Source organism: Sphingomonas sp. SDUR79 (assembly GCF_056821745.1).
The window spans coordinates 3,746,867-3,763,756 of the sequence record NZ_JBPDIN010000001.1 but is presented as its reverse complement, the minus strand read 5'-3'; the positions used below and the strand labels follow the sequence as shown (position 1 = coordinate 3,763,756).

The following is a 16,890-nucleotide window of genomic DNA, read 5'->3' as shown; positions in this document are numbered from 1 at the left end:
TCCTCAAATCGCGCCGCTGAACGTGTCGCAGGCGGCGGGGTTGCCGCTGTCCAGCCCGCGCTTCAGCCACTTCATGCGCTGCGCCGATGTGCCATGGGTAAAACTCTCGGGCACGATCGTGCCCTGTGCCTTACGCTGCAGCGTATCGTCGCCGATCGCCTCGGCAGCGCGCAACCCTTCCTCGATATCGCCGGCTTCCAGTCGCTCGCGATTCTGCGCCGCCCACACGCCGGCATAGCAATCCGCCTGCAGCTCGACCCGCACCGACAGTTCATTGCCCTCGACTTGAGTCATCCGCGCCTGCCGCGCACGCACCCGATCCATCGTGCCGGTAACATTCTGGATATGATGGCCGACCTCATGCGCGATCACATAATTCTGCGCGAAATCGCCCGCCGCACCGAACCGCGTCGCCAGCTCACGGAAAAAGCCGGTGTCGAGATAGATGCCGCGATCCGCCGGACAGTAGAATGGCCCGGCCGCCGAAGTGGCATTGCCACAGCCCGACTGCACCCCGCCCTCGTAAAAATTGAGCACCGGCGCGGGATAGCGCTGGCCGTCCGCAGCGAACAATTTGGTCCAGGTCTGTTCGGTGCTGGTCATCACCCGGCATGCCTGCAGCTCCTCGGGCGTGTCGCATGCCTTTTGCTGCGCGACCTGTTGCCCGCCGCCGCCGGTCGTGCCGCCGCCGCTCAACAGCGCGCCGCCACCGCCAACCGTCATGAAGATCGCTGCGCCGATGCCGATCAGCGCGATCGTGCCACAGCCCAGCCGGCTGCCCAACAACATCGGCAGCAGCGCGAACAGGATGTTGCCACCCCCGCCGCCGAAACCGCCGCCGCCGCCCGAGCCCAGATCGCGGACATTGTTACTGGGATCGAGATCGTCGAGCCGCATGGCCCTTCCCCTTTGTTCGTTTCCGTCCCGCCACAATGCCCCAAGCGGCATCGCGTTGCATGAAGAATCCCGCATTGCCCTTCGCACTGCATTGCACCACATGTGCGCCATGGCCGACGCCGATCCACAGCGACGCAGCAAACCGGGCCGCGATGCGCTGCTCCCCCTGCCCGGCTGCGTCGCATTGGTGCTGCAGGGTGGCGGCGCGCTGGGCAGCTATCAGGCCGGGGTGATCGAGGCGCTGGCGAGCGCCGACATCGAACCCGACTGGGTCGCTGGCATCTCGATCGGCGCGATCAACGCCGCGATCGTCGCGGGCAACCCGCCCGAGCGCCGGGTCGAGCGGCTCGAGGCGTTCTGGAACCGCGTCACCAGCGGCCTGCCCAGCTTCCCGATCTTCCCGCAGGATCAGGTGCGCGAGCTGGTGCATGAATGGTCCGCCGCCGCAGTGCTGATGCAGGGCGTTCCGGGCTTCTTCCACCCACGTACCGTCCCGCCCTTTCTCGCAACGCCGGGCAGCTGCGCCGCGCTCAGCTATTATGACAGCGCCGCCCTGGCCGAGACGCTCGATTCGCTGGTCGACTGGAATCTGCTCAACACCGGCCCGGTCCGCCTCTCGGTCGGCGCGGTCGAGATCGAAAGCGGCAATTTCCGCTATTTCGACACGACCACCGACCGCATCGATGCGCGCCACATCATGGCCTCGGGCGCGCTGCCGCCCGGCCTGCCCCCGGTCGAGATTGACGGGAAATTCTACTGGGACGGCGGCATCGTCTCCAACACCCCGCTGATCCACGTCCTCGATCATCAGCGCAGCGCGATGCTGGTGTTTCAGGTCGACCTCTTCTCCGCCGCCGCCGCCATGCCGCACACCATCACCGACGTGATGGCGCGCGAAAAGGAAATCCGCTTCTCCAGCCGCACCCGCCAGGTCAGCGACGAGCGGTTGAAGCTGCGCAAGGAACGCGAGCTGATCCGCAAGGTGCTCGCCAAGCTGCCCGACAGCCTTGCCGACGATCCCGATGTCGCGATCCTGCGGGCCGCAGCGGACGAAAAGCCGGTCAGCCTCGTCCACCTGATCTATCGCGCCAATGCGTGGGAGGGGGGCAGCCGCGACTTCGAATTTTCCGCGCGCTCGATGCGCGAACATTGGCAGGCGGGCCGCGACGATGTCGCGCGCACCATGGCCAATGCCCGCCTGATCGCCAGCAACATCGCCGACGGCCGCACCGCCGCCTTCGACCTCGCCAAACGCTAATCAGGAGTATCCCATGTTCCTCAAGGGCAAGTCCGCCATCGTCACCGGCTCCACCTCCGGCATCGGCCTCGCCATCGCCAAGGCGCTGGCGGCCGAGGGCGCGAGCGTGATGATCAACGGTTTCGGCGACGCGGACGCGATCGAAACCGAGCGCGCGGGGCTGGAAGGGATCAGCGGGGCCAAGGCGCGCTACGACGGCGCCGACATGAGCAAGCCCGACGCGATCTACGCGATGGTCGAACGCTGCCATGCCGAACTCGGCGGGCCGGACATCATCGTCAACAATGCCGGCATCCAGCACGTCGCGAAGATCGAGGAGTTCCCGCCCGAGAAATGGGACGCGATCATCGCGATCAACCTGTCCTCGGCCTGGCACATGATGCGCTCCGCCGTCCCGCATATGAAGGCCGCGAAATGGGGCCGCATCATCAACACCGCCTCGGCCCACAGCCTGGTCGCCAGCCCCAACAAGTCCGCGTACGTCGCCGCCAAGCATGGCGTCGCGGGCCTGACCAAGACGATCGCGCTGGAAACCGCGACCGACGGCATCACCGTCAACTGCATCTCGCCCGGCTATGTCTGGACGCCGTTGGTCGAAAACCAGATCCCCGACACGATGAAGGCGCGCGGCATGACCCGCGAGCAGGTGATGAACGACGTCCTGCTCGCTGCCCAGCCGACCAAGGAATTCGTGCTGCCCGAACAGGTCGCCGCGCTGACCCTGTTCCTGTGCCGCGACGACGCGCGCTCGATTACCGGCGCGAATTACAGCATGGACGGCGGATGGACCGCGGCATGATGCGCCCCGCGCTGCTCACCCTCGCCGCGGGCCTGACGCTCACGGCATGCGCCCGCGACGGCCTCAGCCTGGTCGAAACGCCGCCCGAAACGCGCTGGCGCGCCGTCGCGACCGAACCGGACCGCGACCGGCTGCGCGACTGGCGCAAGGCATGGGTCACCGCCCTGCCCGCGGCGCGCACCGCCGACAATGGCGCGATCGCGCGCGGCGGCGCGCTGTTCGAACCCGACCGCGCTATTGCCAACGCCATGCCGCCCGCGGGCGACTATCGCTGCCGCACGTTCAAGCTCGGCGCGTATCGCCCCGACCTGCAGACCTTCGCGGAGCGCCCACTGGTGCGCTGCCGCGTCGGCCGCGATGGCGAGATGCCGGTCTTCGCCGTACTTGAAGGGGAACAGCGTCCCTCGGGCACGCTCTACGCCGAAACCGATGCGCGGGTGATCTTCCTCGGCACGCTCGAACTCGGCGACGAGCAGAAGGCACTGCCCTACAGCCTCGACCGCAAGCGCGACATGGCCGGCTATATCGAACGCGTCGCCATCGGCCGCTGGCGGCTGGTGCTGCCCTATCCCAATTTCGATTCGCAGCTCGACGTGATCGAACTGGTCCCGGCGGGATAATCGCCTTCTGATCCTCCCCCGCCAGGGGGAGGTGGCGCCGAAGGCGACGGAGGGGGAGGACGGCAGCGCCCTCTAAGAGGTCGTGCTTCCTCCCCCTCCGTCAGGCTGCGCCTGCCACCTCCCCCTGGCGGGGGAGGATTGTCTAAGCCCGCTTCGTCGTTGCGTCCCCACGACGCCCGGCTAGGGTAGCGCCATGAAAACGCTCCTCGCCACCGCCGCCGCGACGCTCGCACTCGCCGTCCCCGCCGCCGCCGACAGCGTCCGCGACGCCACGACGCGTGAGCTGCCGTCGCTGATGACGCTGTACCGCGATCTCCACGCCAATCCCGAGGTCAGCCTCGCCGAGGTGAAGACCGCCGCCAAGCTCGCCGCCGAAGCGCGCAAGGCCGGCTATACCGTCACCGAACAGGTCGGCGGGACCGGCGTCGTCGCGGTGCTGAAGAATGGCGACGGCCCGGTGGTCATGATCCGCGCCGATATGGACGGCCTGCCGGTGACCGAGGAAACCGGCCTGCCCTTCGCGTCAAAGGTGCGCACCCGCACGCCCGAGGGGGTGGAGAGCGGCGTGATGCACGCCTGCGCGCACGATACGCACATGACCGCCTGGGTCGGCGCGCTGCGCAACCTGGCGGCGATGAAGGACCAGTGGCGCGGCACACTCGTGATGATCGCACAACCGGCAGAGGAGAATAGCGCCGGCGCGCTCGCGATGCTCAAGGACGGGCTCTACACGCGCTTCCCCAAGCCGACCCACGCCATCGCCTTCCACAACAGCGCCGCCCTGCCTGCCGGGACGATCGGCATCCGCAGCGGCCCGACCTTTGCCAGCGTCGATTCGGTCGACATCGTGGTCAAGGGCGTCGGCGGCCACGGCGCCTATCCCGCTACGACCAAGGACCCGATCGTGCTCGGGGCGCGCATCGTCTCGGCGTTGCAAACAATCGTCGCGCGCGAGATCGACCCGCTCGATTCCGCCGTGGTCACGGTCGGCAGCTTCCAGGGCGGCACCCGCCACAACATCATTCCGGATTCTGCGCTGCTGCTGCTCACCGTCCGCGCCTATACGCCGGAGGTGCGCAAGCAATTGCTCGACGGCATCGCCCGCATCGCCAAGGGTGAGGCGATTGCCGCCGGGGTGCCGGAGGATCGCATGCCGATCGTTACCGTTCGCGAACCCTTCACGCCACCCGCGGTCAGCGATCCGGCCTTTGCGGGCCAGCTCAAGACGCTGTTCACCGCCCGCTTCGGCGAGGCCCGCGTGCAGGACATCGCGCCGACCATGGCGGGCGAGGATTTCGGCCGCTACCCGATCGCCGATCCGTCGGTGAAAAGCGTGATCTACTGGGTCGGCGGCGTCCCGCAGCACGCGTGGGACAAGGCGCAGGCCAATGGCGGCACCGGCCTCCCTTCACTCCACAGCCCGAAATGGGCGCCCGATGCCGAGAAGGTGATCGGCACCGCCGCCGAAGCAATGACGGCGGCGGCGCTCGATGTGATGAAGCGGTAATCTCAATCCTCCCCACCAAGGGGGAGGACAAAGTTACTCAGCCTCATCCTTCTTCCTCGCCAACTCCGCCTCCTTCTCGGCATCATAGCCAGTCGAAGGTGCCGCATGATGCGCATGGATTGGCTGGGTGCCCGAGGGCGGATCGGACGCATCCATCGATTCATCCAGCGCGCGATCGAGCCGCGCCTGCTTGCTCTCGGGATTCTTCTCCAGCCGTTCCGCGATGCTCTCGTCGGTCCCGGCGTCGCCGCGCTTCTTGTCGTCGTCCATCGTCTCTCTCCCGATTGGGTGGACGTTGGAAACGCGCGCGCCCGGTTTAGCGTTCCGCCCCCGAAACGCAGAAGGGCCCGGCCATTGCTGGCCGGGCCCTTCCGATATTCGCCAGCGGCGTCGCGGATTATTCGCGGTTGCCGATGAGGCTGAGGATGAACTGGAACATGTTGATGAAGTCCAGATACAGGTTCAGCGCACCCATGATCACTGCCTTGCCGACCATGTCGGTGCCGGCGACATACTGATAAACGCTCTTGATCCGCTGCGTGTCATACGCCGTCAGACCCGCGAAGATCAGCACGCCCGCCACGCTGATGATCAGCGACAGCGTGCCCGACTGGGTGAAGATGTTGATGATCGACGCAACGATGATGCCGATCAGGCCGACGATCAGGAAGCTGCCCAGTCCCGACAGGTCCTTCTTGGTCGTGTAGCCATAGAGGCTCAGGCCAGCAAAGCCCGCTGCGGCAGCGAAGAACGCCTGCGCAACCGATTCGCCGCTATACCGCAGCAGCAAGGTCGAAAGCGACAGGCCCATCAGGACCGTGAAGCTCCAGAACATGCCCTGCAGCGCGGGCGTCGAGAACTTGTTCTGCCCAAAGCTCATCGCAAGCACGATCGCCAGCGGCGACAGAATGATCAGCCACACCAGCGGCCCGCCATTGGCGAAGACCGAAGCGGCGATCGACGTCTCACCGCCCCATGCGAACATGAGGGCAACGATGCCGCTCAGCAGCACGCCCGAGGCCATATAGTTGTAGATCGAAAGCATGTAGGACCGCAGCCCCGCATCATACGCGGCACTATCCCGCGTACCTGCGGCCGTCGCAAACGGTGCGGCGGTCGAATGGGGGTCAGACCAGTTCGCCATCTCAAACTCCTTTGCCCGGCGGTCTCTGAATATTGGCCGCCCGGATGTGATCGAATATCATGGTTCTGCCGCGCAGATTCAAGGAAAACCGGAATCGCCGCCTCTGACGAAGTGGGTTAATGCCCGCTGATGCACCGTCTGTTCGTCGCATTGCGCCCGCCAGCCCCGATTCGCGACCTGCTCATCGACGTGATGGACGGGGTCGAAGGGGCGCGCTGGCAGGACGAAGATCAGCTCCACATCACCCTGCGCTTCATCGGCCCGGTCGATTCGCGCACCGCCGAGGATGCCGCGACTGCGCTCTCCGCGATCCGCGCCGCGCTTCCCCCGCTGCGCATTGCCGGGTGCGGGACGTTCGAAACAAAGGGTCGCCCCAACGCGATCTGGGCGGGGGTAGCGCCGCGCGATCCGCTGGCGGCGCTGCACAAGAAGATCGACCGCGCGCTGATCGCCATCGGCCTGGAACCCGAACACCGCGCCTATGTCCCACACATCACCTTGGCGCGGCTCGCGGGATCGGCGGGACCGGTCGACACCTTCCTCGCCCGCCACGCCGCGCTGACCAGCCCTGACTTCGCGGTCACCCACATGACGCTGTACGAAAGCCACCTTGGCCATGGCGGCGCAAGCTACGAGCCGGTCGCGCGCTACGCGCTGACCGGCTCGTAAGGGCAGTTATCCCGCCGCGAACACGCCGCACGCAACGCGATCGCCGCTATTGCCCGACGGATCGGTCTTCTGGTCATCCTCGCCCGCATGCACCACGAACGCCGAGCCATCGGCGTCGAGCAGCTGCGCCATCGTCCCCGACCGCAGCGTAAAGGTCAGCGTGCCGGTGCCGTCATCCGCCACGTTCAGGTTGGGCATGTCGCCGGCATGGGAGCCCTGCGGATTGTCGAGGCCATGCTGGGTCGAGGCCGGGTTCCAGTGACCGCCCGCCGTGGTGAAGGCCGGCGCGTCGCACTTGCCGGTCATATGGACATGCACGCCATGCTCGCCCGGGGTGATCCCGGTGACCGAGACGGTCACCGCCAGCCCTTCAGCCGTGGTCGTGACCACCGCGCTGCCCGCGGCGCTGCCATCGGCCTTGGCGAGCGTTGCGGTCGCGCTTTCGGCGGCGGCGCTGCCATTATCCATCGGCATCGCGTCGTTGCCCATCATCATCGTGTCGTTGGCCATCATCGTGTCGTTCGCAGGCATGGCCGTGTTGGTCGTCTCTGCGCCACCGCAAGCAGCGGTCAGCATCAGCGCGGCAATCGCGCAGCTGGTCCGGATCATCTCATCTCTCCTGTTCTGAAAGCCCGCGACCCCAATGGCCGAGCGGGGGAAAGGGTTCCGCATGTCACGCCCGCGGATGGGCGTTGCGATAGACATCGAGCAGATGCGCCGCGTCCACCGCCGTATAGATTTGCGTCGAACTGAGGCTGGCATGGCCGAGCAACTCCTGCAAGGCGCGCAGATCCGCCCCGCGCCCCAACAGGTGCGTGGCGAAACTGTGGCGCAGCGCATGCGGCGTGGTCCGCTCGGGCAAGCCCAGCTGCACCCGCGCCTTGCGCACCGCCCGCCGCACCAGCGCCGGATCGAGCGGCCCGCCCCGCGCGCCCCGAAACAGCGGCGCCCCCGGCGCGGTGCCATAGGGACATTGCCGCACATAGTCCTCCACCGCCGCGCGCACCTGCGGCAACAGCGGCACGATCCGCGTCTTGTCGCGCTTGCCCGTGACCCGCAGCGTTTCGCAGAGCGGCAGCGCCGCGCCGGTCAGCGCCATCGCCTCCCCGATCCGCAGCCCCGCGCCATAGAGCAGCAGCAGCACCGCCAGGTCGCGCGCCGCGATCCACGGTTCGCGCGCATCGTCCGCCACCTCCTCCGCCAGCGCCACCGCCTCATCCGGCGATATCGGGCGCGGCACGCCCTTGCGCACGCGTGGGCCGCGCAGCCGGGGCAGCTCGGCGTCCTCCCCACCCGCAAAGTTGAGGAACGCCCGCACCGCCGACAGCTCGCGCGCGGCGCTGGCATTTCCGATCCCGTCATTGCGCCGCTGCGCCAGATAGGCGCGCAGATCCGCCGCGCTCACCTTGGCCAGCGCCGCACGATCCACCGCGCCGCCCCAATGCCCCGACAGAAACGCCATCAGCCGCGCCGCGCTCGCCTCATAGGCCCGCACCGTATGCACCGACCGCCGCCGATCCCGCGCCAGATGCGCGCCGAAGAGCAGGGGGAGGGGCCGATCGTCCATATGCCCACCCTAACCAAGCGGGCCGCGCGCGTCATGGTTCAAAGCGCACGCCTCCTGAACGACCACGCCCGTTTGCCCTGAGCTTGTCGAAGGGCCGAGAACCACATCTGGTGGGAATAGTGCTTCGACAGGCTCAGCACAAACGGTTCAGATTGTGCGACGTTTGCCCTACACTCCCCTCCCATGATCAACACCGCCGGCCACCGCCTCGCCTATCGCCACAGCCCCGGCACCGGGCCGACCATCGTCTTCCTCCCCGGCTATGCCTCCGACATGAGCGGGAGCAAGGCGGTCGCACTCGAGGACTGGGCGCACTCCACCGGCCGCGCCTTTCTCCGCTTCGACTATGCCGGCTGCGGCGAGAGCGAAGGCGCGTTCGAGGATCAGACGCTGGCGAGCTGGCGCGACGATGTGCTGCTGCTGATCGACCGGCTGATCGAAGGACCCGTCATCCTTGTCGGATCGTCGATGGGCGGGTGGATCATGCTGCTCGTGGCCAGGGCGCGGCCGGACCGCGTCGTCGGGATGGTGGGCATCGCCGCCGCCCCCGACTTCACCGACTGGGGCTTCACAGAGGCGCAGAAACTGACGTTGCTCAACGAAGGCCGCCTCGAACAGCCGTCCGAATACGCACCCGAACCCACCGTCACCACCCGTGCCTTCTGGTCCTCGGGCGAGGCGAACCGGCTGATGCATGGCCCGATCGACCTGCCCATCCCCACCCGGCTGATCCACGGCCAGCGTGACCCCGATGTGCCATGGGAGCGCAGCGTCACCCTCGCCGGCCTGCTCCGTTCAGACGATGTGCAGACACTCCTCGTCAAGGACGGCGACCACCGTCTGTCGCGCCCGCAGGACATCGCCCTGATGCTGCGCACCCTAGAGGACCTGCTCCCCACATCATGATGCTCCTCCTTCTCGCTGCCGCCGCCCAGACCGCCCCCGTTGGCCCGCCCTCGCCCGAGGAACAGCGCTGGGAACGCTGTGTCGAACTCGCGGTCGATGAACCCGCGGCCGGGATTGCCGAGGCCAATCGCTGGCGCATGGCGGGCGGGCGCTTTTTCGCCGAACAATGCCGCGGCATGGCCTATGCCCGGCAACAGCGCTGGGTCAGCGCGGGCGGCGCATTCGAAACCGCCGCGCGTGAGGCCGAAGTCGCCCGCGACCGCCGCGCATCCAAATATTGGGCGCAAGCCGGCAATGCCTGGCTCGCCGCCGGTGAGGCCGCGAAAGCCCGCGCCGCACTCGACGCTGCGCTCGCCACAGGCATGCTGGAGGGGTTGGAACTCGGCGAAGCCCATCTCGACCGCGCCCGCGCGCTGGTCGCATCGGGCGATCTGGCGGGCGCGCGCAGCGACCTCGACAAGGCACTGGTCCACGCTGCGAAAGACCCGATGGCGTGGCTGCTCTCCGCCAACCTCGCGCGCCGCACCGGCAATGTGCCGCTCGCCCGCGAGCATATCGCCAAGGCGCTGGAAATGGCTGGCGACGACGCCTCGGTCCAGCTCGAGGCCGGTAACATCGCTGCCGTTGCACGCGACGAAGCCGGGGCCAAGGCCGCCTGGGCTCGCGCGGCGCAGCTGTCGCCCGACGGCCCGATCGGCGCCTCCGCCCGCGCCGCGCTCCAACAATTTGCCGAGCAGCAATAGACTCCGGCCGCATCCTCCCTATCTCTGGCCCGAACCAGCGACAGGGACTCCCGATGCATTACCTTCACACCATGATCCGGGTGACCGACCCGGACGCCTCGATCCGCTTCTTCGAACTGCTCGGCCTCAAGGAAACCCGGCGGATGGAGAGCGAGAAGGGGCGCTTCACCCTGATCTTCCTCGCCGCGCCGGGCGACATCGCCGCCGACACGTCCGAGCGCGACGGCCGTCCGCGTGCCGAGGTGGAGCTCACCTATAACTGGCCGCCCGAGGATGGCAGCGCCGCCGAAACCTATACCGGCGGCCGCAATTTCGGGCATCTCGCCTATCGCGTCGAGAATATCTACGAAACCTGCCAGCGGCTGATGGACGCCGGCGTCACGATCAACCGCCCGCCGCGTGACGGCCATATGGCGTTCGTGCGCAGCCCCGACGGCATCTCGGTCGAACTGCTGCAGGACGGCCACCTCGCCCCCGCCGAACCCTGGGCGTCGATGCCCAACACCGGGGTCTGGTGATGGCAATCAAGGTCGTCCGGATCCCCGCGCTCAGCGACAATTACATCTGGCTCGCGCATGACGCCGCGTCGGGGGAGACGATCGTCGTCGACCCCGCCGTCGCGGAACCCGTGCTGGAGGCGGCGGCAGCGCGCGGCTGGACGATCTCGGCGATCTGGAACACGCATTGGCACCCCGATCACACCGGGGGCAATGCCGCGATCAAGGCCGCCACCAGCTGCTCCATCATCGCCCCCGCCGCCGAAGCGGCCAAGATCCCCACCGCCGACCGGCTGGTGGCTGAGGGCGAGACGGTGACGCTCGGCGCGTTCAAGGCAGAGGTGATCGACGTCCCCGCCCACACCGCCGGCCATATCGCCTATCATCTGCCAGAAGCGGAGATCGTGTTCGTCGGCGACACGCTGTTCGCGATGGGCTGCGGCCGCTTGTTCGAAGGGACGGCGGCGCAGATGTTCGCCAACATGCAGCGCCTCGCCGCGCTACCCGGCGAAACGACCGTCTATTGCGCGCACGAATACACGCAATCGAACGGCCGCTACGCGCTGGTCGCCGAACCGGACAATGCGGCGCTGGTTGAGCGGATGGCGCAGGTGGACGCACTACGCGCGCAGGGCCTGCCGACCGTGCCGACCACCATCGCACTCGAACGCGCCACCAACCCCTTCATGCGCGCCGCATCGGTTGAGGAACTAGCCGAACGCCGCGCGGCCAAGGACAGTTTCCGGGGTTAACGCACCCGCCGCTTCCAGGTCACCACGCGATACGCCCATACCACCACCACCGCAGCCGTGGTGACGATCGCGACCGGGCCGACATAGACCTGCAGCTCCTCGAACCGCGATCCCAGCAGCAGTCCGGCATAGGCCAGCACGGCATTCCAGATCGCGCTCCCGACGAACGTCGCGAGCAGGAAGCGCGGCATCCCCATCTTCGCCATGCCGGCGGGCAGCGAGATCATCGTGCGGAACGTCGGCAGGAAGCGGAAGAAGAACACCACCCACAGCCCGTGGCGGTTGAAGAAGCGGTTGAGCTGCTCGACCTCGTCCCAGGTCAGCGTCAGCCACCGGCCATAGCGGTCGACGAACGGCTTGAGCCGCGCGATCCCGATCCAGCGCCCCACCCCATACCAGAACATGTTGCCGAACGTGGTCCCCAGCGTCGCGACGATCAGCAGCGGCGTCATGTCCATGTCGCCACGCGCCACCGCCATCCCGCCCAGCCCCATGATGACTTCGGACGGAATCGGCGGAAACACATTCTCGAGCGTCATCAGGATGAAGATCCCGACATAGCCGCCCCAGGCGATCAGGTTCAGAATGAATTCGGTCATAAGGGACGCCAAACGCTAATCAGGGGAAAAGGATCAGCCGCGCGCAGCGACGCGGCGCTCGATCGCATCCCAGATCATGGCGGCGGTATCGGTCCCGTTGAACCGGTCTATCGCCACGATCCCGGTCGGCGAGGTCACGTTGATCTCGGTCAGCCACTCGCCGCCGATCACGTCGATCCCGACAAAGATCAGCCCGCGCCGCTTCAGCTCCGGCGCCAGCGCGGCACAGATTTCCTGCTCCTTCGCGGTCAGTTCGGTTTTCGCCGCGGTCCCGCCGACCGCCAGGTTCGACCGGATTTCGCCCTCGCCCGGCACGCGGTTGACCGCGCCCGCCACCTCGCCATCGACCAGCACGATGCGCTTGTCGCCCTTTGCCACATCGGGAAGGAACGCCTGCACCATGTGCGGCTCGCGATAGGCGGTATTGAACACCTCGATCAATGACGAGAGGTTCGCGCCGTCGCTGTCGATCTTGAAGATCGCCTTGCCGCCATTGCCGTGCAGCGGCTTGACCACGATCGCACCGTGCTTGGCGAGAAACGCCTTCGCCTCGTCATAGTCGCGCGTGATCAGCGTCGGCGGCATGAAGCGCGCATAGTCGAGCACCCACACCTTCTCGGGCGCATTGCGCACGCTCGCCGGATCGTTGACCACCAACGTCCGGTCGGCGATCCGCTCGAGCAGATGCGTCGCGGTGATATAGCCCAGGTCAAACGGCGGATCCTGCCGCATCAGCACGACATCCGCCTCATCGCCCAGGTCCAGCGATACCGGATCGCCGAACACGAAATGATTGCCCGCGACGCGCTGTACCGTCACCGGATGCGCCTTGGCCCACACCCGCCCATCGGCATAGTTCAGCGCCTCAGGCGCATAATGGAACAGCCGATGCCCGCGCGCCTGCGCCGACAGCATCAGCGCAAAGGTCGAATCGCCCGCGATATTGATCGAATCGAGCGGGTCCATCTGGACGGCGACGGTAAGGGGCATTCGCGATCCTTTATCGGTTCAACGCGGCAAGTAGGGAGCCGGTGGACGAATGTCACCCGATCCAAGCATTCTCGATATGCCGCGGCCGCACGCCCGGGGCGAGCAACAGCACGTCGACCCGGATATCCTCGCCATTGGCCGCATAGCGCGGCATCAGATATTCCGCCGCCGCCGCAACCCGCGCCAGCCGCCGCTCATCGATCGCAAAGTCCAGCTCGGCGGCGGACTTGCGCGCCTTCACCTCGACAAACGCAACCAGCCTGCCCCGCTTGGCGACCAGATCGACCTCCCCGGCAGGGGTCCGCACCCGTCGATCGAGAATCCGCCACCCCCGCAACCGCAAATACCACGCCGCCCGCGTCTCCCCGTCGCGGCCAGATTGTTCGGCAAGGCGGCGGTCGCGGGTCATTAAAATTCCTCCCCGGCATGCGGAGGGGAACCGCCGAAGGCGGTGGAGGGGCCGCCGCGCAGACGGCGGTGTCGCTTGCCGCACGCACCGCCCTCTTCGGGGCGGCCCCTCCGTCGCCGCTTCGCGGCGCCACCTCCCCGTGCCGGGGAGGAATTAGCCACCCTTCATCTCCATCGCGCGCGCATACAGCGCCTTGCGGTCCAGCCCCAGCCGCTTGGCGACCTCGCCCGCCGCCTTCGACACCGGCAGCCGCGTCAGCGCCTCGGCCAGCGCTGCATCGGCATCCTCCGCGCTCGCCGGTGCCGCCTCGCCCGGCGGAGCGACCACCACGACGATCTCGCCCTTCGGCCCGCCCTCGGCATAGCGCGCTGACAGCTCGGTCAGCGATCCCGTCACGCATTCCTCGAACTTCTTGGTGATCTCGCGCGCCACCGCCGCCTCGCGATCCCCCAGCCCCTCGGCCAGCGCCGCCAGCGCCGCCGACAGCCGCGGCCCACTTTCGTAGAAGACCAGCGTCGCGCGCACCCCGGCGATCTCAGCAATCGCCTCGGCCCGCGCCTGCTGCTTGCTCGGCAAAAATCCCATGAACAGGAACCGGTCGGTCGGCAGCCCGGCCAGCGTCAGCGCCGCGATCCCCGCGCACGGCCCGGGAATCGTCACCACCGCATGCCCCGCCGCCCGCGCATCGCGCACCAATTTATATCCGGGGTCGGAGATCAACGGCGTCCCCGCGTCCGACACCAAAGCCACCGCCTGCGTCGCCATCCGCGCGACCAGCCCCGGCCGCACGGCCTCCGCATTATGGTCGTGATAGGGCGTCATCGGCCGCTTTGCGCCCAAGTGCCGGAACAGCCCCGCTGTCACACGCGAGTCCTCAACCGCAACCACATCGGCGTTCAGGAGTATTTCAGACGCACGCGGGGAAAGATCGCCGAGATTGCCGATCGGCGTCGCGACGATGTAGAGGCCGGGCGCAAGAACAGAAGTCATTGGGGAACGTCATGGCAGAGGCAGCAGCGAAACGCCAACCGGGCATGTCGCGGATCATTCGGGGAATCGTGATCGGCGCGGCGCTTGCGCTGTCTGCCTGCGTCCGCCCATCCGGCCCGCCGCCCGAGCCGGTGCGCCCCGGTCCGACTCAGCCGGTCCGCCCGACCACCCCGCCGCCGGTCCGTCCCGGCCTGCCCGAAGCCGACACCGAACGCCACCGCGTCGCGCTGCTCGTGCCGCTGTCGGGTACCAATGCCGGGATCGGCCGCAGCCTCGCCAACGCGACGCAGCTCGCGATCCTCGACCTCAAGGCGGACAATGTCCGCATCACTACCTATGACACCGCGCTCGGCGCGACGGCGGCGGCGACTCGTGCGCTTGCCGATGGCAACAAGCTGATCCTGGGGCCCTTGCTGTCCGAAGACGCCCGCGCCATCGCCCCGCTCGCCCGCCGCGCCGGGGTGCCGGTGCTCGCCTTCTCGAACGACACCGGCGTTGCCGGCAACGGCACCTATGTGATGGGCTACACGCCTGCTCAGTCGATCGAGCGCGTGGTCGATTATGCGCGGCGCAGCGGCGTCACCGAATTCGCCGGCCTGATGCCCACGGGCCTCTATGGCGACCGCGCCAGCACCGCGTTCCTGCGCGCGGTCGAGGGTGCGGGCGGCAAGGTCACCGCACTCGAAACCTATAACCGTGGCGCGCCCGCGATGAACGCCGCGATCGCCCGCCTCGCGCGCTCGCCGTTCCAGGCGGTGCTGATCGCCGACAGCGCGAGCGGCGCGGTGACTGCGGTCCCCGGCATCCGCCGCGCCAACGCCAGCGCCAAGGTGCTCGGCACCGAATTGTGGAACAGCGATTCGGCGGTTGGCGGCATGACCGCGCTCAACGGCAGCTGGTTCGCCAGCGTGTCGGACACGCTCTACCGCACCTATGCCGGCAAATATCGCGCGCGCTTCGGCGCTGCGCCCTATCGCCTGTCGACGCTCGGCTATGACGCGGTGCTCCTGACGGTCCGCATCGCGCGCGACTGGCGCCCGGGCGACAATTTCCCGACCGATCGCCTCAGCGACAGCGGCGGCTTTGGCGGGATCGACGGCGCCTTCCGCTTCGGCCGCGACGGCGTCGCCGAACGCGCGCTCGAGGTGCAGGAGATTCGCGGCGGCACCACGGTGACCGTGTCGCCAGCACCGCAAGGCTTCGGGCGGTAAACCAATTCCTCCCCCAGCTTGCTGGGGGAGGGGGACCGCCGCCAAAGGCGGTGGTGGAGGGGCGGCCGCGTAGACGGCCGTAAACAGCTCGGCAAAATTCCGCCCTCTACGGGGCGGCCCCTCCGTCAGCTTCGCTGCCACCTCCCCTGCTGCGCAGGGGAGGAATTACAGAACCACCTCCCGCAAGATCCCCTCCAGCACCGGCATCCCCGCATCGGTCACCCGCAGCCGGTCGCCGTCGCGCACGATCAACCCGTGCCCAGCCAGCCGCTCCACAGCGACAGGATCGACAAACCCCGCCCCGATCCGCGCCAGATCAACCCCCTCGGCCAGCCTCAGCCCCATCACCAGCGCCTCGGTCGCACGCTCGGCCGCCGTCAGCGCCGTCTCCTCCTGCGCGCCATGCCCGTTGCGGGTCACAGCACCGATCCAGTTCTCCGGCTTCTTGTGCCGCACCGTCGCGCGCCCGCCGCGCCGCCCATGCGCCCCCGGCCCGACCCCGGCATAATCGGTGTAGCGCCAGTAGCTGAGGTTATGCCGGCTCTCCGCCCCGCGCCGCGCATGGTTCGACACCTCGTACAGCGGCAGCCCCGCCGCACCGGTGAGCGCCTGCGTCACGTCCCACAGATCCGCCGCTGCATCGCTATCCGGAATCACCAGATCACCCTTCGCCGCCAGCGTCGCAAAGCGCGTCCCCGGCTCGATCGTCAGCTGATACAGTGACAGATGCTCGGTCCCGAAGCTCAGCGCGCGGGCCAGCTCCGCCTCCCAGTCCGCCACCGATTGCCCCGGCCGCGCATAGATGAGGTCGAAACTCACCCGCCCGAAATGCCGCTGCGCCGTCGCCAGTGCCCCCAGCCCTTCGGCCACGCCATGCGCCCGCCCCAGAAACGCCAGCGCATCGTCATCCAGCGCCTGCAGCCCCAGCGACACCCGGTTCACGCCCGCCGCCGCCAGATCGGCAAAGCGCGCCGCCTCGACCGATGACGGATTGGCCTCCAGCGTCACTTCCAGATCGCCCTGCGGCGCCCATGCCGCCACCGCCGCATCGATCACCGCCGCAACCGTCTCGGGCGGCATCAGCGACGGGGTGCCGCCCCCGAAAAAGATCGACCCCAGCCGCCGCCCCGGCAGCAACGCCGCCTCATAGGCAAGGTCCGCAAGCAGCGCCTTGCGCCACGCATCCTGGTCCACCACCTCGCGGACATGGCTGTTGAAATCGCAATAGGGACATTTGGACACGCAGAACGGCCAGTGGACGTAAAGCGCCAGCGGCTCGGCATCATTCGGTTGGGCAGCGTTCATCTGGCGCGCGCTATGCGCCGGATCGAG

20 protein-coding genes are annotated in these 16,890 nt (G+C 67.9%); 10 read left to right on the top strand and 10 right to left on the bottom strand.

The window, feature by feature from the left end:
- Positions 1-3: 3 nt before the first annotated feature.
- Positions 4-897, bottom strand: a complete 894-nt coding sequence (gene ypfJ / locus ACRYLO_RS18510; RefSeq protein WP_482661521.1) for a KPN_02809 family neutral zinc metallopeptidase — start codon at positions 895-897, stop codon at positions 4-6.
- Between the two features lie 109 nt (positions 898-1,006).
- Here ypfJ and ACRYLO_RS18505 point away from each other — a divergent pair, with 109 nt between their 5' ends.
- From ACRYLO_RS18505 to ACRYLO_RS18490, 4 genes are all read left to right on the top strand, one after another.
- On the top strand, positions 1,007-2,155 hold the full coding sequence (locus ACRYLO_RS18505) for a patatin-like phospholipase family protein (RefSeq protein WP_482661520.1): 1,149 nt from the start codon (positions 1,007-1,009) through the stop codon (positions 2,153-2,155).
- A gap of 13 nt (positions 2,156-2,168) precedes the next feature.
- Positions 2,169-2,954, top strand: a complete 786-nt coding sequence (locus tag ACRYLO_RS18500; RefSeq protein ID WP_482661519.1) for a 3-hydroxybutyrate dehydrogenase — start codon at positions 2,169-2,171, stop codon at positions 2,952-2,954.
- Positions 2,939-3,574 (top strand): DUF4893 domain-containing protein, encoded by a 636-nt coding sequence (locus tag ACRYLO_RS18495; RefSeq protein ID WP_482661518.1) that lies wholly within the window; start codon positions 2,939-2,941, stop codon positions 3,572-3,574. The genes ACRYLO_RS18500 and ACRYLO_RS18495 overlap by 16 nt, the downstream gene beginning before the upstream one ends.
- A 193-nt stretch (positions 3,575-3,767) precedes the next feature.
- Positions 3,768-5,081, top strand: a complete 1,314-nt coding sequence (locus ACRYLO_RS18490; RefSeq protein ID WP_482661517.1) for an amidohydrolase — start codon at positions 3,768-3,770, stop codon at positions 5,079-5,081.
- A gap of 33 nt (positions 5,082-5,114) precedes the next feature.
- Here ACRYLO_RS18490 and ACRYLO_RS18485 read toward each other — a convergent pair whose 3' ends face one another.
- Positions 5,115-5,351: a hypothetical protein gene (locus ACRYLO_RS18485; RefSeq protein WP_482661516.1), complete on the bottom strand. Its 237-nt coding sequence runs from the start codon at positions 5,349-5,351 to the stop codon at positions 5,115-5,117.
- A gap of 127 nt (positions 5,352-5,478) precedes the next feature.
- The gene (locus tag ACRYLO_RS18480) at positions 5,479-6,225 is read right to left on the bottom strand and encodes a Bax inhibitor-1/YccA family protein (RefSeq protein WP_482661515.1); all 747 of its coding nucleotides are present in this window, start codon (positions 6,223-6,225) and stop codon (positions 5,479-5,481) included.
- A gap of 129 nt (positions 6,226-6,354) precedes the next feature.
- Here ACRYLO_RS18480 and thpR point away from each other — a divergent pair, with 129 nt between their 5' ends.
- Positions 6,355-6,894: an RNA 2',3'-cyclic phosphodiesterase gene (gene thpR / locus ACRYLO_RS18475; protein ID WP_482661514.1), complete on the top strand. Its 540-nt coding sequence runs from the start codon at positions 6,355-6,357 to the stop codon at positions 6,892-6,894.
- Positions 6,895-6,900: 6 nt separating this feature from the next.
- On the opposite strand, the gene ACRYLO_RS18470 is transcribed toward thpR, so the two are convergent.
- On the bottom strand, positions 6,901-7,503 hold the full coding sequence (locus tag ACRYLO_RS18470) for a superoxide dismutase family protein (RefSeq protein WP_482661513.1): 603 nt from the start codon (positions 7,501-7,503) through the stop codon (positions 6,901-6,903).
- 64 nt (positions 7,504-7,567) lie between these two features.
- Complete coding sequence (locus ACRYLO_RS18465) at positions 7,568-8,461, bottom strand: tyrosine recombinase XerC (RefSeq protein WP_482661512.1); 894 nt, start codon at positions 8,459-8,461, stop codon at positions 7,568-7,570.
- 183 nt (positions 8,462-8,644) lie between these two features.
- Between ACRYLO_RS18465 and ACRYLO_RS18460 the strand changes: the two genes are divergently transcribed.
- From ACRYLO_RS18460 to gloB, 4 genes are read left to right on the top strand one after another with little or no spacing between them, the layout of a single operon-like run.
- Positions 8,645-9,367 carry an alpha/beta fold hydrolase gene (locus ACRYLO_RS18460; RefSeq protein ID WP_482661511.1) on the top strand — a complete coding sequence of 241 codons (723 nt, stop codon included), beginning with the start codon at positions 8,645-8,647 and terminating at the stop codon, positions 9,365-9,367.
- Complete coding sequence (locus ACRYLO_RS18455) at positions 9,367-10,110, top strand: tetratricopeptide repeat protein (RefSeq protein WP_482661510.1); 744 nt, start codon at positions 9,367-9,369, stop codon at positions 10,108-10,110. Before ACRYLO_RS18460 ends, ACRYLO_RS18455 begins: the two co-directional genes overlap by 1 nt.
- A gap of 53 nt (positions 10,111-10,163) precedes the next feature.
- Positions 10,164-10,628, top strand: coding sequence for a VOC family protein (locus ACRYLO_RS18450; protein WP_482661509.1), 465 nt, complete (start codon positions 10,164-10,166; stop codon positions 10,626-10,628).
- Positions 10,628-11,359, top strand: a complete 732-nt coding sequence (gloB, locus tag ACRYLO_RS18445; RefSeq protein ID WP_482661508.1) for a hydroxyacylglutathione hydrolase — start codon at positions 10,628-10,630, stop codon at positions 11,357-11,359. The genes ACRYLO_RS18450 and gloB overlap by 1 nt, the downstream gene beginning before the upstream one ends.
- Here the strand turns inward: gloB and ACRYLO_RS18440 are convergent.
- The 4 genes from ACRYLO_RS18440 to rsmI all read right to left on the bottom strand — a co-directional run bounded on the left by ACRYLO_RS18440 (position 11,356) and on the right by rsmI (position 14,347).
- Positions 11,356-11,958 carry a DedA family protein gene (locus ACRYLO_RS18440; RefSeq protein WP_482661507.1) on the bottom strand — a complete coding sequence of 201 codons (603 nt, stop codon included), beginning with the start codon at positions 11,956-11,958 and terminating at the stop codon, positions 11,356-11,358. The two genes, gloB and ACRYLO_RS18440, sit on opposite strands and share 4 nt — an antisense overlap.
- A 33-nt stretch (positions 11,959-11,991) precedes the next feature.
- Positions 11,992-12,948, bottom strand: a complete 957-nt coding sequence (gshB, locus tag ACRYLO_RS18435) for a glutathione synthase (RefSeq protein ID WP_482661506.1) — start codon at positions 12,946-12,948, stop codon at positions 11,992-11,994.
- A 52-nt stretch (positions 12,949-13,000) separates the two neighbouring features.
- Positions 13,001-13,357, bottom strand: coding sequence for a YraN family protein (locus ACRYLO_RS18430; protein WP_482661505.1), 357 nt, complete (start codon positions 13,355-13,357; stop codon positions 13,001-13,003).
- Between the two features lie 153 nt (positions 13,358-13,510).
- Positions 13,511-14,347 carry a 16S rRNA (cytidine(1402)-2'-O)-methyltransferase gene (gene rsmI, locus ACRYLO_RS18425; protein ID WP_482661504.1) on the bottom strand — a complete coding sequence of 279 codons (837 nt, stop codon included), beginning with the start codon at positions 14,345-14,347 and terminating at the stop codon, positions 13,511-13,513.
- An 11-nt stretch (positions 14,348-14,358) separates the two neighbouring features.
- On the opposite strand from rsmI, the gene ACRYLO_RS18420 reads away from it, so the two are divergent.
- Positions 14,359-15,558, top strand: coding sequence for a penicillin-binding protein activator (locus tag ACRYLO_RS18420; protein ID WP_482661503.1), 1,200 nt, complete (start codon positions 14,359-14,361; stop codon positions 15,556-15,558).
- Between the two features lie 165 nt (positions 15,559-15,723).
- Here ACRYLO_RS18420 and hemW read toward each other — a convergent pair whose 3' ends face one another.
- A complete protein-coding gene (gene hemW, locus ACRYLO_RS18415; RefSeq protein ID WP_482661502.1) occupies positions 15,724-16,863 on the bottom strand; it encodes a radical SAM family heme chaperone HemW in 1,140 nt (379 codons plus the stop codon).
- Positions 16,864-16,890: the final 27 nt, after the last annotated feature.